General features: G+C 70.4%; 16 protein-coding genes and 2 tRNA genes. 4 read left to right on the top strand and 14 right to left on the bottom strand.

Features of this window, described 5'->3' with window-relative positions; genetic code table 11:
• Positions 1-35: 35 nt before the first annotated feature.
• The 6 genes from ACH4MY_RS06300 to ACH4MY_RS06275 all read right to left on the bottom strand — a co-directional run bounded on the left by ACH4MY_RS06300 (position 36) and on the right by ACH4MY_RS06275 (position 4371).
• Positions 36-710 (bottom strand): class E sortase, encoded by a 675-nt coding sequence (locus ACH4MY_RS06300; RefSeq protein WP_397998283.1) that lies wholly within the window; start codon positions 708-710, stop codon positions 36-38.
• Between the two features lie 37 nt (positions 711-747).
• On the bottom strand, positions 748-2034 hold the full coding sequence (locus ACH4MY_RS06295) for a class E sortase (protein ID WP_397998280.1): 1287 nt from the start codon (positions 2032-2034) through the stop codon (positions 748-750).
• Positions 2031-2669 carry an aminodeoxychorismate/anthranilate synthase component II gene (locus tag ACH4MY_RS06290; protein WP_397998277.1) on the bottom strand — a complete coding sequence of 213 codons (639 nt, stop codon included), beginning with the start codon at positions 2667-2669 and terminating at the stop codon, positions 2031-2033. Before ACH4MY_RS06290 ends, ACH4MY_RS06295 begins: the two co-directional genes overlap by 4 nt.
• A complete protein-coding gene (locus ACH4MY_RS06285) occupies positions 2666-2827 on the bottom strand; it encodes a DUF4175 domain-containing protein (RefSeq protein WP_143204864.1) in 162 nt (53 codons plus the stop codon). Before ACH4MY_RS06285 ends, ACH4MY_RS06290 begins: the two co-directional genes overlap by 4 nt.
• A 64-nt stretch (positions 2828-2891) precedes the next feature.
• Positions 2892-3560: a class E sortase gene (locus ACH4MY_RS06280; RefSeq protein ID WP_397998275.1), complete on the bottom strand. Its 669-nt coding sequence runs from the start codon at positions 3558-3560 to the stop codon at positions 2892-2894.
• A gap of 43 nt (positions 3561-3603) precedes the next feature.
• Positions 3604-4371 (bottom strand): DUF881 domain-containing protein, encoded by a 768-nt coding sequence (locus tag ACH4MY_RS06275; RefSeq protein ID WP_397998272.1) that lies wholly within the window; start codon positions 4369-4371, stop codon positions 3604-3606.
• A gap of 140 nt (positions 4372-4511) precedes the next feature.
• Here ACH4MY_RS06275 and crgA point away from each other — a divergent pair, with 140 nt between their 5' ends.
• Positions 4512-4766 (top strand): cell division protein CrgA, encoded by a 255-nt coding sequence (gene crgA / locus ACH4MY_RS06270; RefSeq protein ID WP_351210926.1) that lies wholly within the window; start codon positions 4512-4514, stop codon positions 4764-4766.
• Positions 4767-5060: 294 nt separating this feature from the next.
• Here the strand turns inward: crgA and ACH4MY_RS06265 are convergent, their stop codons facing one another.
• Both ACH4MY_RS06265 and ACH4MY_RS06260 read right to left on the bottom strand, forming a co-directional pair.
• Positions 5061-5945, bottom strand: coding sequence for a rhomboid family intramembrane serine protease (locus ACH4MY_RS06265; protein ID WP_397998269.1), 885 nt, complete (start codon positions 5943-5945; stop codon positions 5061-5063).
• A gap of 21 nt (positions 5946-5966) precedes the next feature.
• Positions 5967-6494 carry a peptidylprolyl isomerase gene (locus ACH4MY_RS06260; protein ID WP_397998266.1) on the bottom strand — a complete coding sequence of 176 codons (528 nt, stop codon included), beginning with the start codon at positions 6492-6494 and terminating at the stop codon, positions 5967-5969.
• Positions 6495-6669: 175 nt separating this feature from the next.
• Here ACH4MY_RS06260 and ACH4MY_RS06255 point away from each other — a divergent pair, with 175 nt between their 5' ends.
• A complete protein-coding gene (locus tag ACH4MY_RS06255; protein WP_397998264.1) occupies positions 6670-7380 on the top strand; it encodes a DUF5324 family protein in 711 nt (236 codons plus the stop codon).
• Between the two features lie 343 nt (positions 7381-7723).
• Here ACH4MY_RS06255 and ACH4MY_RS06250 read toward each other — a convergent pair whose 3' ends face one another.
• Together ACH4MY_RS06250 and ACH4MY_RS06245 are read right to left on the bottom strand one after the other, a co-directional pair.
• Entirely contained in the window at positions 7724-8110 is a 387-nt protein-coding gene (locus ACH4MY_RS06250; RefSeq protein WP_397998262.1) for a DUF6344 domain-containing protein, read from the bottom strand.
• A gap of 386 nt (positions 8111-8496) precedes the next feature.
• A tRNA-Ala gene (locus ACH4MY_RS06245) sits at positions 8497-8569 on the bottom strand.
• A 128-nt stretch (positions 8570-8697) separates the two neighbouring features.
• Between ACH4MY_RS06245 and ACH4MY_RS06240 the strand changes: the two genes are divergently transcribed.
• Positions 8698-9246 (top strand): DNA-binding protein, encoded by a 549-nt coding sequence (locus ACH4MY_RS06240; RefSeq protein WP_189833709.1) that lies wholly within the window; start codon positions 8698-8700, stop codon positions 9244-9246.
• Positions 9247-9307: 61 nt separating this feature from the next.
• A complete protein-coding gene (locus ACH4MY_RS06235) occupies positions 9308-10696 on the top strand; it encodes a serine/threonine-protein kinase (protein WP_397998259.1) in 1389 nt (462 codons plus the stop codon).
• Between the two features lie 19 nt (positions 10697-10715).
• Here ACH4MY_RS06235 and ACH4MY_RS06230 read toward each other — a convergent pair whose 3' ends face one another.
• The 4 genes from ACH4MY_RS06230 to ACH4MY_RS06215 all read right to left on the bottom strand — a co-directional run bounded on the left by ACH4MY_RS06230 (position 10716) and on the right by ACH4MY_RS06215 (position 13461).
• Positions 10716-12026, bottom strand: coding sequence for a hypothetical protein (locus ACH4MY_RS06230; protein ID WP_397998256.1), 1311 nt, complete (start codon positions 12024-12026; stop codon positions 10716-10718).
• Between the two features lie 390 nt (positions 12027-12416).
• Positions 12417-12551, bottom strand: a complete 135-nt coding sequence (locus ACH4MY_RS06225; protein ID WP_003958712.1) for a DLW-39 family protein — start codon at positions 12549-12551, stop codon at positions 12417-12419.
• 169 nt (positions 12552-12720) lie between these two features.
• A tRNA-Ile gene (locus ACH4MY_RS06220) sits at positions 12721-12794 on the bottom strand.
• Between the two features lie 109 nt (positions 12795-12903).
• Positions 12904-13461, bottom strand: a complete 558-nt coding sequence (locus ACH4MY_RS06215; RefSeq protein ID WP_397998253.1) for a DUF3566 domain-containing protein — start codon at positions 13459-13461, stop codon at positions 12904-12906.
• Positions 13462-13561 lie beyond the last annotated feature (100 nt).

Raw genomic sequence — 13561 nt, 5'->3', positions numbered from 1 at the left:
CCGTTCGTGGACCGGGCCGGCCGCCCGGCCTCGGATCAGCGCAGTTCCGCGGGGGGCGAGCGGTCGCGGTCGACCTTCTCCGTGCGCTCCAGTTCGCCCCAGACGATGTAGCGGTAGTCGGAGGTGTACATGGGGGTGCAGGTGGTCAGGGTGATGAACCGGCCCGGCTTGGTCTTGCCGGACTCCTCGGGTACGGGCTGGAGGACGTCCACGTTGTACTTCGTGGTCTCCGGCAGGGTCTTGTAGACCTTGTAGACGTACCAGGTGTCCTTGGACTCGAAGACGATCGAGTCGCCGGTCTTCAACTTGTGGATGTTGTGGAATTTGGCGCCGTGTCCGTCCCGGTGCGCGGCGAGCGTGAAGTTGCCCTGCTTGTCCTGCGGGAGCGCGGACTTGATCGGGTCGGTGTAGAAGCCGGCGACGCCGTTGTTGAGGATGCCGCTGTCGGTGCCCTGCTTGACCAGGACCTCGCCGTTGTTCATGGCGGGCACGTGGAGGAAGCCGATGCCGTCCTTGGTGTCGAGCGCTCCGGGTCCGTCGGCCCAGCGGTCGCGGACCTGGGCGCCGTCCTGGTCCGCGACGCGGTCGGCGAGGACGTTCGTCCACCACAGGGAGTAGACGACGAAGAGGCCGAGCACCAGGCCCGCCGTGATGAGGAGTTCACCGAAGACGCTGATGATCCCGGCGATCCGGTTGCGCACGCGTGCCACTAGGTCGTCCCGTCGTCCCGTCCGGAGGTGTGGGGTCTCAGCCTACGAGCGCTTTCGGCTTTCCCTGGCTGCGTGGGCGTTCCTCGACCAGCCTGCCCCACACGATCATGCGGTAGGTGCTGGTGAACTCGGGGGTGCAGGTGGTCAGGGTGATGAACCGGCCGGGTTCGTTGAAGCCCGAGCCCTTGGGCACCGGGTCGATCACGGAGACGTTCGAGGGCGAGGTCTGGGGCAGGATGCTCGCCATCTCGTAGGTGTAGTACGCGTTCTGCGTCTCGACGACGATGGGGTCGCCGGGCTTCAGCTGGTTGATGTACCGGAACGGCTCGCCGTGGGTGTTGCGGTGGCCGGCGACGGCGAAGTTGCCCTGTTTGTCGGACGGCATGGCCGTCTTGAGCTTGCCTTCGCCGTAGTGGCCGACCATGCCCTTGTCGAGGACCTTGGTCTTGCTGATGCCCTCGGCGACGGGGACGACGACGTCCAGCTTGGGGATGTACATGATGGCGAAGCCCTCGCCCGGCTCGAACGCCCCCGGTCTGCCGTCGTCCTCGCCCTCGCCCTTGGCCCAGGTGTCCTCGATCTGTTCCTTGGCCCGGTCGGTCTCCTGGCCGGCGAGGACGTTCGTCCACCACAACTGGTAGGTGACGAAGAGCAGCATGACGACGCCGAAGGTGATGAAGAGTTCTCCGACGGCCCGGCTGGCGACGACTCCGACGCTGTCCTTGGCGGCGCGGGCGGCGCGACGCGCCTCGACGCGGGAGAGGGGGGCCGCGGGCGGACCGGCCGGCGAGGTGCCGGACGGGGTGGTGGGCGGGCCGCCGCGGCGGCTCTTGCCGCGGCCGCCCTTGGCGGCGCGGCGGCGTTCGGCCCGGCCGGGCCCGGAAAGGGGCTCCACGGCCTCCAGGACCGTCGTGTCGCCGGGGGAGGAGCGCGGGACCTGTTCCGCCTCGTACGGCTCGTACGAGGGCGCGTAGGGGTCCTTGTACGGGGCCTCGTAGGCGGCCTCGGGGGCCTGGTAGCTCTGCTGGGGCTCCTGAGGCGCCTGGTGCGGCTCCTGATAGCCCTGCTGCGGCTCCTGATAGCCCTGCTGCGGTTCCTGGTGGGACCGCTGAGGCTCCTGGTAGGCCTGCCGGGGTTCCCGGTAGGTCTGCTCCGTGGCGGGGGCCTGCCCGTACGGGGCGGTGTCCTCGTACGCGGGGGCTTCCCCGTACCCCGGGGACGCGACCGGTTCCGTGTACGGCGAAGGGGCCGCGTACGGGTCCACGGGTATCGGCTCGGGCCCCGGTTCGTTCGTCCCCCGGAACCACGGAGAGCCCGTCGTCACGCGACGGCCTTGCCCACCACCGGCGCGAGCCCCGCCGACCGTCCGACCGCCCCCTTGTCACCGCACTGCTCGAGCCAGTTGGCGAGCATCAGGTGCCCGTGCTCGGTGAGGACCGACTCGGGGTGGAACTGGACGCCTTCGACGGGCAGTTCGCGGTGGCGAAGGCCCATGATGATGCCGTCCTCGGTCCGCGCGGTGACCTCGAGCTCGGCCGGCAGCGCGGCGGGCTCGGCGGCCAGCGAGTGGTAGCGGGTCGCGGTGAACGGCGAGGGCAGCCCGGCGAAGACGCCCTGGCCCTCGTGGGTCACGGGGGAGGTCTTGCCGTGCAGCAGTTCGGGCGCGCGGTCGACGACGCCGCCGTACGCCACGGCCATCGACTGCATGCCGAGGCAGACGCCGAAGACGGGCACGCCGGTGTCCGCGCAGTGCCGGACCATGTCGATGCAGACCCCGGCCTGTTCGGGTGCGCCGGGTCCCGGCGACAGCAGGACGCCGTCGAAGCCGTCCTGGGCGTGGCTCAGCTCGACCTCGTCGTTGCGGAGGACTTCGCACTCGGCGCCGAGCTGGTAGAGGTACTGAACGAGGTTGAAGACGAAGCTGTCGTAGTTGTCGACGACGAGAATGCGCGCGCTCACTGGCCGTCCACCGTCACATCGTTGAACGGAAGCAGTGGCTCCGCCCAGGGGAACACGTACTGGAAGAGGGCGTAGACGACCGCGAGCACCAGCACGATCGAGAGCAGCGCCCGTACCCACGCGTTGCCCGGCAGATGCCGCCAGATCCAGCCGTACATGACGTCTACAGCCCCTTCCGTTCGTTACGGGGACCAGAGTACGGGGCGAGGGGGCCGTGAGGGGTCAGCTGTCCAAAGCCTGTGGACGGCCGTCGGCGACCGGCCGGGTGGCGTCGAGGTGCGCCCAGACGACGAGCCGGTGGCTGCTGCCCCACTCGGGGTCGCAGGTGGTGAGGGTGAGGTAGCGGCCGGGCCCGTCGAGGCCCGACTTCACCGGTACGGGGTCGATGACGCCGATGTCGGTGGGCACGGTCCGGTACGGCGCGCGGTCGACCCGGTAGGTGAACCAGGTCGTGCCGTCGGTGAGGACGATCGCGTCGCCCTCGCGCAGCCGGGGGAAGTCCTTGAACGGGTCGCCGTAGGTGCGGCGGTGGCCCGCGACGGCGAAGTTGCCGGTGCCGCCGAGCCGGCCGGAGTTCGCGTAGTGCCCGAGCCCCTTCTTCAGGGTGGCGGCCTCGGTGCCCTGGAGGACGGGCCACTTCCAGTCCTTGCCGAGCCGGGGGACGTACATGACGGCGATCCCCTTGCCGCGGGCGTACGGCACGGCCCGGGGGGCGGGTTCGGCGGTCCGGACGGGGACGCTCGTCCACTCGCGCTGGAGGGTGTCGATCTGGCCGGCGCTCGCGCTCTGGGCCTGGACGCCGGTCCAGTAGAGGACGTAGACGACGAAGAGGACGATGAGGGTGCCGGCCGTGAGGCACAGCTCGCTGAAGGTCCTCACGACGAGACGCAAGCGCCCCTCCCGCAGTCAACGCACCGGGTGTCGGTCCACCCGGTCAGCTCACCGGCTTCGCGTAGTGGAGGTCCACTGTGCCCGAGTACCCGGGAAGAGTCACCGCCCTGTGCTCGTCGACTTTCCAGCCGAGCCCGTACGCCTTGACGTACAGCTGGTAGTTCTGGATCGCCGGGGAGCCCGCGAGCGCCCTGCTCAGCTTCCCCCGGTCGCCGACGGCCGTGATCTTGTACGGGGGCGAGTAGACGCGGCCCTGGAGGATCAGGGTGTTGCCGACGCAGCGCACGGCGCTGGTGGAGATGAGCCGCTGGTCCATCACCCGGATGCCCTCGGCGCCGCCCTGCCACAGGGCGTTGACGACGGCCTGGAGGTCCTGCTGGTGGATGACCAGGTCGTTGGCCTGGGGCTCGGGGTAGCCGGGGGCCGCCTGGGCGTTCGGCGGGGCGTCGTTGAGAGTGACGGTGAGACCGGAGCCGGAGACCTCGGTGGTGCCCGCCGCCGCCTCCAGGGCGTCGAGTCTCGCGTCCTCCGCACGGGTGGAACCGTCGTCGCGGGCGGCGAGGGTGTCGACCTGGGAGCGGAGGGCGGAGGTGGACTCGTCGAGGCCCGCGTTCTTGTGGCTGCGTTCCTCGATCAGGTCGGAGAGCCGCAGGAGCGAGGCGTCGGTGCGGATGTTGGTGCCCTTGGCGGTGTTGAAGCTCGTGACGAAGATCAGTCCGGCGAGGGCGAAAACGGCAAGGGTGAGCACCCGGACGGGGCGCCACCTCGCGGTGCGGCCCGGTCCTTCGGGAGTGCCGGCGGAATTGCTCAACGTACCCTGATCCCCTTCGGTGCCGCGGAACCACTACGCTAACGGACGCCTGGGGGACGCAGTCGTCCTCCTTCGCCACATCCCGGCGCCAGCCACAGTTCCCTGCGCGGTCACGCAGCGCATCGACAGGAGAGTCCCTCGTGCCGAAGTCACGTATCCGCAAGAAGGCCGACTTCACGCCTCCGCCCGCGAAGCAGGCCACCAGTATCAAGCTGACCAACCGCAGCTGGGTGGCGCCTGTGATGCTGGCGCTGTTCGCCATCGGTCTGGTGTGGATCGTGGTCTTCTACGTCACCGACGGGTCGATGCCGATCGAGTCGCTCCGGAACTGGAACATCGTGGTGGGCTTCGGCTTCATCGCGGCCGGCTTCGGTGTCTCCACGCAGTGGAAGTAGCGGCGATCTAGCGTCCGTACGGGCCGCTCGTCAAGCTCTCCCCTGAACTTATCCACAGCGTTGTGCACAGCACTGGATAACTTACGAAGATCTGTGGATAACTCGCACGAGGTTGACGCCGGTATGACCGGAATCACCTTCGCCCGAGCTCAGGACGCCCCTCGCCTCCCTGGAGAAATACCAGGTCAGAGGCGAGGGGCGCGGCCTTTCCCCACAGAGTGGAGAGGGATCGCCACGCACTGTGGATAACTCTGGGGAAAGCTCACAGAGAAGCTCGTCCACAGCCCAGTGCGCTCAGGTGAGCGCCGCCGAGCGGGCCAGCACGATCCCCAGATCGATCAGGAGCACCAGGCCGCAGGCCCCGTACTGCACGAGGTCCCGGCGGGAACGGGGCGCGTGCACCAGCGCGTACGTCACCAGGACTCCCGCGACCAGACCGCCGACGTGGGCCTCCCAGGAGATCCCCGGACGGGTGAAGGTCATGAGCAGCGACAGGGCCACGAAGAGGACCACCGGCCGCATGTCGTGGCGGCGCCTGCGAGCCAGCACCACCCAGGCGCCGATCAGGCCGTAGACGACGCCGGAGGCACCCAGCGAGGGCTGGTTGGGCTCGGCGACGAGATAGGCCAGCACGGAGCCGGAGAGACCGGAGAGCAGGCACAGGGCCGCGTAGCGGATCCGGCCCAGCTCGGGCTCGACGATCCCGCCGATCACCCACAGGCCCAGCACGTTGAACAGGATGTGCCAGACCTCCTGGTGGAGGACGGTCGACGTCAGCAGCCGGTACCACTCGCCGTCCGCGACCCCGACGACCTCGCCGAGCGCCGGGCTGAAGGCGTAGCCGATGAGGACGAGCTCGTCGACGAGCCGGTCGCCGAACACCAGGACGGCGAGGTACACCGCGAGATTGATCCCGATCAGGATCTTGGTGACGAGGCGGTCGTCGGCCGCCACCCGGCCGCCCGCGAGCGTCCGCGGCTGGTTGGCGTCGGGCGCGTGCCCGGTCCCCGAGCCGTTGCGCACACAGTCGGGGCACTGGAAGCCGACGGAGGCGGAGACCATGCACTGCGGGCAGATCGGCTTCTCGCAGCGCGTGCAGCGGATCCCGGTCTCGACCTCCGGGTGCCGGTAGCAGCGCGGCACACCGGAGTGCGGGTTCCCGGAAGGTCGCGGATCCATGGAGGTGCCGTCCCTTCCGCCTCAGCGCTTCTCGATCACCACGGACTCGATGACCACGTCCTGCAGCGGCCGCTCGGTGTGCGGGTCGGTCGAGGTGGCCGCGATCGCGTCCACGACCTTCCGGCTCTCCTTGTCGACGACCTCGCCGAAGATGGTGTGCTTGCGGTTCAGCCAGGTCGCGGCGCCGACGGTGACGAAGAACTGCGAGCCGTTGGTGCCCGGACCGGCGTTGGCCATGGCCAGCAGGTAGGGACGGTCGAAGAAGAGCTCCGGGTGGAACTCGTCGCCGAACTCGTAGCCCGGGCCGCCGGTGCCGTTCCCCAGCGGGTCGCCGCCCTGGATCATGAAGCCCTTGATCACCCGGTGGAAGACCGTGCCGTCGTAGAGCGGATCCGAGGAGACCTTGCCGGTCGCGGGGTGCGTCCACTCGCGCTCACCGCCGGCGAGCTCGACGAAGTTCCGCACCGTCTTCGGGGCGTGGAACGGCATCAGCCGCACCTCGATGTCACCCAGGCTGGTCTTGAGGATCGCGTACAACTGCTCGGCCACGGTCGCCTTCCGTCCACGTCATGTCGCGTCATGTCACGTCTGTCTCTGGCGTGTCCGATCCTCGCATGCCCCGGATGCCCGCCCCACATGCCGGACTTTGCTCCGGGGGGCATGATTCCGAAAAGGATGGAAAGGCGAAAACCCGACATCGTCGCCACCGAGGAGGAGGAATCCCGTGACCCGCATGGACAGCGTGCGCGCCGCGTCAGATTCGGCGAAGGAGAGCGTCCTGCACGCCGCGGAAGTGGTGGCGCCGTACGCCGGCACGGCAAAGGACCAGGCCGCGCACTACGCCCACGAGGCGCGTGTGCTGATCGCCCCGAAGGTCTCGAAGGCCGCGCGCCAAGCCCGAACGCAGGCTCGAACGCAGTACGACTCGTATGTCGCACCGCATGTACCGCCGCGGGTCGACGCGGCCGCACAGATCGCGGCGGTCAAGACCCGCTCGGCCTGCCGTCAGGCGGCCGACTACACCGTTCCGCGTGTCGAGCACGCGGTCGCCGCGACCGGTCCCGTCCTTGAGGAGGCCGGGTCGCGTTCCACTGCCGCCTGGGCCGCGCTGCGCGGTCAGGTGACACCGAAGGAAATCCAGAAGATCGTGAAGAGGCACGAGCGACGGGCCAGGGCCGGCCGCCTCGCCAAGGGCCTGTTGGTCCTTGGCATTCTCGCCGGCGGCGCATACGCCGCCTGGAGGTGGTGGGACAAGCAGGCCAATCCCGACTGGCTGGTCGAACCGCCCGCTCCCACCGATGTGGACGAGGGCGCCGTGCTGACGTCCGTCGACGACAGTGAGGCTTCCCTCGACCCGGAGGTGGAGGCCAAGGAGACCGAGGCCGAAGCCGCGGCCGCAGCCGAAGAGGCCGCCGAACGCGACAAGCGCCGCTGACCGACCAGGTGGTGCCGGGTACTGCTGGTCCTGCTGGTACTGCTGAGGTCTCTCAGGGTCCTGCTGGTACTGCTGAGGTCTTTCAGGGTCCTGCTGGGGTCCTGCCGGAGTCTTTCAGGGGTTCTGCCGGGTCCTGCTCGGTCCTGCTGGGTACTGCTGGGTACTGCTGGGGTCTTTCGGGGTCCTGCCGGGTGCTGCTGGGGCCTTGCAAGGGTCCTCCCGGGTCCCGCTGGGCTCTTTCAGCGGTCCTGCCGGGTGGCGAAGTCCCGCGAGCCGGGTTCCCGCGAAGTGGAGATGCGGGGAGGCGGAGGTGCGGGGAGTGCGCGTGATCGCTCCCCGCGCCCTACGCGGCGGCGGCAAGCGCGAGCTCCGTCAGCGCGGCCGGCTCGTCGTTCTCGGCCACGGCGGTCGTGCCGGCCGCCGAACGGTGCCGGGCGGCGGGAGAGGAACCGTGCGCCTCGGCGGCGATGCGCTGCTTGATCGTGGGCGGCAGGGAGCGGTCGCCGGCGGTCGGCCACCGGTGCGCCCGCTGTGCGGGTACGGAGGCGAGTGCCGCGCGCTCCCCGGCGACGGGGGCCGTGCCGGCGGCGGAACCCGCGGGCTCCTCGGGCTGCTGCACGGCGGGCCGCTGGGCCGCGGCGGCGGTGCCCGCCAGGCCGACGGAGGCGAGCAGGGCGAAGAGGACGGAGATGAAGGCGGTCCAGAACTGCTTGACCTTGGCGGTGGCCATGGCCCCTCACTTTCGTGACGTTCTCGAATGGTTCATTTCGGTTTGCGCGCTTTACGTACTTTCCTCATGATGTGGATGCGCGCCCGATTTCCACGGAACGTCGCCGCTGCCGCGCAGTTCTTCCGATGAACAGCACCCGTTCGGACCAGCGGTCACTTCGGGGCGGGGCTCCAGGCCCACGGAAGCGGCCCGAAGGGCCCGCGCGGAGAGGCATGAAAGGCCCGCGCCGAGAGGCGTGGAAGGGCACTCGGGCACGTACGCCAGGTCCGGGGAGCGCCGCCGGGTCCCGCGACCGCGGGGAGACGACGGTGACGCCGAGGAGCCGCAGGCCACGCAAAAAAGACCCCTTTGACCGCGTTTACGCAGGTCAAAGGGGTCTTGTCACGTGGAGCCTAGGGGAGTCGAACCCCTGACATCTGCCATGCAAAGACAGCGCTCTACCAACTGAGCTAAGGCCCCGGAACGAGGACAGCGTACCGGGTCACCCCCCATGTCCGGCAAAAGGATTGGGACTCCCGGTCGGCGACCACTCTCCGTAAGATGCTGATCGAGGTTCGCAGTGGCGAACCGAGGGATGGGGAGAAGAAATGGACGCAGCGCAGCAGGAAGCCACGGCGAGAGCCAGAGAGCTTCAGCGCAGTTGGTACGGAGAGCCGCTGGGGGCGCTCTTCCGTAGGCTGATCGACGATCTCGGGCTCAATCAGGCCAGGCTCGCGGCCGTGCTCGGACTGTCCGCGCCCATGCTGTCCCAGCTGATGAGCGGCCAGCGGGCGAAGATCGGAAACCCGGCCGTCGTCCAGCGTGTCCAGGCACTCCAGGAGCTCGCGGTACAGGTCGCCGACGGCAGCGTCAGCGCCGCCGAGGCCACCGACCGGATGGACGAGGTCAAGAAGTCGCAGGGCGGCTCGGTCCTCACCAGCACGGGTCAGACCACCACTGGCTCCGGCGCTCCGACCGTCCGCCGGGTGGTCCGCGAGATCCAGTCGCTGCTGCGCTCCGTAGCCGCGGCCGGCGACATCATCGATGCCGCCGACTCCCTCGCCCCGGCCCACCCGGAACTGGCAGAGTTCCTCCGGGTGTACGGCGCCGGGCGCACCGCGGACGCGGTCGCCCACTACGAGTCGCACCAGAACTGACGCGGTCGGCAGCCGGCCGGCATCGCCGCAAGACGAAGCAACGGGGAGCGGACACAGCACGATGGGTGAGGTCTTCGCTGGTCGGTACGAGCTGGTCGACCCGATCGGACGGGGCGGGGCGGGCGCCGTGTGGCGCGCCTGGGACCACCGGCGCCGCCGTTATGTGGCGGCCAAGGTGCTCCTGCAGAGCGACGCGCACACGCTGCTCCGCTTCGTCCGCGAGCAGGCGCTGCGGATCGACCATCCGCACGTCCTCGCGCCGGCCAGCTGGGCCGCCGACGACGACAAGGTCCTGTTCACCATGGACCTGGTCGCCGGCGGCTCGCTGGCCCATGTCATCGGCGACTACGGCCCGCTGCCGCCCCGGTTCGTCTGCATCCTGCTCGACCAGCTGCTCTCGGGTCTGGCCACGGTGCACGCCGAGGGGGTCGTGCACCGGGACATCAAGCCCGCGAACATCCTGATGGACGTCACCGGCACCGGCCGGCCGCATCTGCGGCTCTCCGACTTCGGCATCTCCATGCGCAAGGGCGAACCGCGCCTCACCGAGACCAACTACGTCGTGGGCACGCCCGGGTATTTCGCGCCCGAGCAGCTCCTCGGCGCCGAGCCGGACTTCACCGCCGACCTCTTCGCCGTCGGCCTGGTCGCGCTCTATCTGCTCCAGGGCCGCAAGCCTGACTCCCAGGCGCTGGTCGAGCACTTCATCGCCCATGGCACTCCCGGCGCCCCCCCGGGCATCCCGGAGCCCCTCTGGCAGGTGCTCGCCGGGCTGCTCCAGCCCGATCCGCAGGCCCGTTTCCGGACCGCGACGGGCGCGCGGAAGGCACTGAGCGCCGCCGTCGAGATGCTTCCCGAGCCGGGCGCCGACGAGGACCCGGTCGAGATCTTCGACCAACTCGGTCCCCTGCCGTCCGGCTTCGGCCCCCAGGGCCCCGTGGGGCCCGCCGACGCCGCTGCCCCCACCGGCCACGTCGGCGACCCCGCGACGGCCGCCCAGGGCGCCTCCACGGCCGCCGCACCCGGTGTCGTACCGTCGCCCGCCCCCACGCCCGTACCGCCCCTTCAGCAGCCTCCACAGCCGCAGTACCGGCCCCAGCACCCGGTCACCCCGGGCACGGCCCCGCTCGCCGCCCCGGTCCCGGCCGTCGCGCCGATGCCCTCCCCTTCCGAGACGGGCAGCTTCCACCTGCCCCCGCCGGCCACGCACCCGGCCCCCTCCTTCGATCGGACCCCCACCGCGGCGGGACCCTACGGACAAGCCCCTACTCATCCATACACCGCTCACCCCGTCCGGGTTCCCGGGCAGCACACGGCCCCCGCGGCCGCCCCGGCGGACGGCGCCGCCCCCGTACGCCGACCGGGACCGCCCCCGAAGGTGGCGATCCCGGTCCTGCTGCTCGCGCTGATCTGCTTCGGGGTCGGCTTCTGGGCCCTCACCCAGATCTGACCCGCCGTCGGCGGTCGTCCTACGCCGCCCGCCTCCGCGCCACCAGCGTCCACGCGCCGAGCCCGAGCAGCAGCACCGTGCCGCTGCCGATCCCGGCCGCCGCGACGACCCGCAGGGAGCCGTTCTTCTCCGCGGCCTGATCGCCGGTGGCGCCGTTCGCCGCCGCCGCCTTGTCGTCGGCGGTCACGGTGAACGGCCCGGGGTCGCCGTCGTACCCGGGGCCGGGCTTGGCGTCGTTCTTCACGGAGACCCGCAGGGTCAGCGGCACCGCCTCGTCCCCGAACTCCTCGGCCACCGCCGGGCTGAGCGTGGCCGACAGGTAGTACCAGCCGGCGAAGCGCATGCCGCTGGTGGCGTTGTCGTAGGTGTGCCGGTTCTCGTGGGCCACCGGCCGCAGCGGGTCGAGTGCCAGCGTCGTGGGCTCCCCGCTGTAGCTGACCGTGTTCATGTCGACGAAGCCGAGGGCCGGGTTGTCGAGCGAGAGGGCGAGCGCGTTGCTCACGGAGTCGCCCTCGGCGCCGCTGCCCAGTTCGGCGCTGGCGAAGAGCTGCTGCCCCCAGTCGACGGGCACCCGGTAGAAGAGCGTCTGGCCGGGCCGGATGTCGGCCCGCCACTCGCCCTCCCGCAGCGAGACGGCATCGTGGAACCCGGCGCCGCCCTGCCTGTTCTGCTGCCCTCCGGCCGGCGGCGGGGGCGTGGCCGACGCCCAGGTCTCGGGGAGCGCGGTGGGGCCGGCCTTCTTGAGGAGGGGCTCGGTCACATGACGGAGTTCCAGTTCCCAGTCGTCCGGGGTGGAGACGGCCGCCGACTCGCGCTCGACGAGCACGTAGTGGGCGCCCTCCTTCTGGCAGCTGGAGGATTCCGGGTCGATGATCCGGCGGGCGTAGGCGGCGAGCGGCCGGGCGTAGTCCCCGGAGCCGAAGTTGACGTCCTGGTAGCCGCATTCGGCTCCGGTGGTGTCCTGGATGCTGACCTTGAAGCCGTCGCCGTACTCGACCTTGCCACCGGGCTTGGGGACGGCGACGACGGATACGTAGGCGTTCCGCTTCGTGTCGAGGTCGATCCGGTAGTAGACCTTGCCGTCCTTCTTGAGGGTGTCCCGGTACGTCTGCCCGGTCTTGAGGGGCTTCGCGTCCAGGCTGGAGGCGGCGCCCTGGATCCGCTGGGCCGAGCCGTCGAAGGCGTACGGCGGTACCGCGGCCCCGTCGGCGCCTTCCGCCCCTCGGGCCTGGGCGGGCAGTGCCGTCACCGCGCCCACCGCCGCGACCGCCGCGATCAGGGCTCCCGCCCTCCGGCCGATCCCGGTCCGCCTCCCGGCCTGCGTGCTCACGCGTTTCTCCCGTCCGTTCCTGCCCTGCGCCGCGCCCGCCCGAGGGCGATCAGCACTCCCGCGAGCGGTACCAGCGCCCCGACGCCCACCGCGACGGCCGTGGTGCCGGTCCATCCTGCCCCGCCGGTGCCTCCGGTGTCCGCCCGCGTGGTGGATTCGACGTGCTGCGCGGGGTCCACGCGCGCGCGTGGTGCCCGAGCCCGTGATTTGCCGAGGCGAACTCAAGGAAGCCGTGTCACGGCCCCGGGACGGGCGCCGCAGGCCCTGGCACAAGCGCCACGGGCCACGGAACAGGCCCGGCGGGCCCCGGAAGCGCCACGGGCCCCGGAACAGCGAAACCCCGGCGGCGCTGACGCGCGGCCGGGGCTTCACCCACAGAACGTGTGTGTCTCAGACACCGGAACCTGCGGGCACGGAGTCGGTCGCCTCCGTCCACAGGTCCTGCTCGGCGCGATCCGCCTGGATCTGGCGGTACACGAGGAGCCCGCCGATGGCGGCCAGTGCGACCAGGAGAAGCTTCTTCACCGCGCGACCTCGTCTTTCGTTGACGTAGGAGACTTCTGACGAACACTCTACACATCGACCGATACCGATCGGTGACCTGTGCGAGCTTCGAAACCGGTTCAAACCTCGACGCGCCCCCGGAAACGCGAATCGACCCGGACGGAGGAACCGTCCGGGTCGATCGACACTGTGGGGCTAACAGGATTTGAACCTGTGGCCTCATCCTTATCAGGGATGCGCTCTAACCAACTGAGCTATAGCCCCGCCGCGCTCTGCGGTGTATGTCCCGCGCGCTGACTCCTGAACATTAGCGCACCTGGGGGCCAGTCCCAAAATCGGTAACCACCCGGCCCCCACGCAGGTCACTCGGCCGTCACTCGTCCTCGGCGAGCGTGAGCTCCACGCCGCCCACGAAGCCGGCCGACAGGTTGTAGATGAACGCGCCCAGAGTCGCCAGCGCGGTCATCAGGACCACGTCGATCACGGCGATCACCGAGGTGAACATCAGCACCCGCGGCAGCGACAGGAACGACTGCAGATCGAAGCCGTTGGACTCGTTCGAGCCCGTGGCCTCGCTGATCGTCCCGCCGACCGTCGAGAAGACGCCCATGGCGTCCATGACCATCCAGAGCACCGCCGCGGCGACGATCGTGCAGATGCCCAGCGCGATGGAGAGCAGGAAGCTCACCTTCATCACCGACCACGGGTCGGCCTTGGCCACCCGCAGTCGCGCCTTGCGCGTACGGGGCGTCGTGCGTGCCCCCGTACGCGGCCGGCGCACGGCACCCGTCGCCTGGCCGCCCGGCGCCGGAGCACCGTACGCCTGCGGCGGGTGGTAGGGCCCGCCCGGCTGCTGCGCACCCGTGCGCTCGCCGGGCAGCGGCCCGTTGTAGGTCTCGTACGAGGGCTGCTGCCCCCGAGTGTCCGTCACCGCAACCCCCTGGGAGTCCGTGGCGGGGCCACGGGCGCCGTTCGCTCCAGCACCAGCAGAAGCTCCGGCAGCCGCCGATCCGGCGCCCGTGGCTCCACTC

This window comes from Streptomyces sp. NPDC017246 (genome assembly GCF_044331325.1).
Taxonomy (GTDB): Bacteria; Actinomycetota; Actinomycetes; order Streptomycetales; family Streptomycetaceae; genus Streptomyces.
This window is presented reverse-complemented; position numbering and strand designations above follow the sequence as displayed.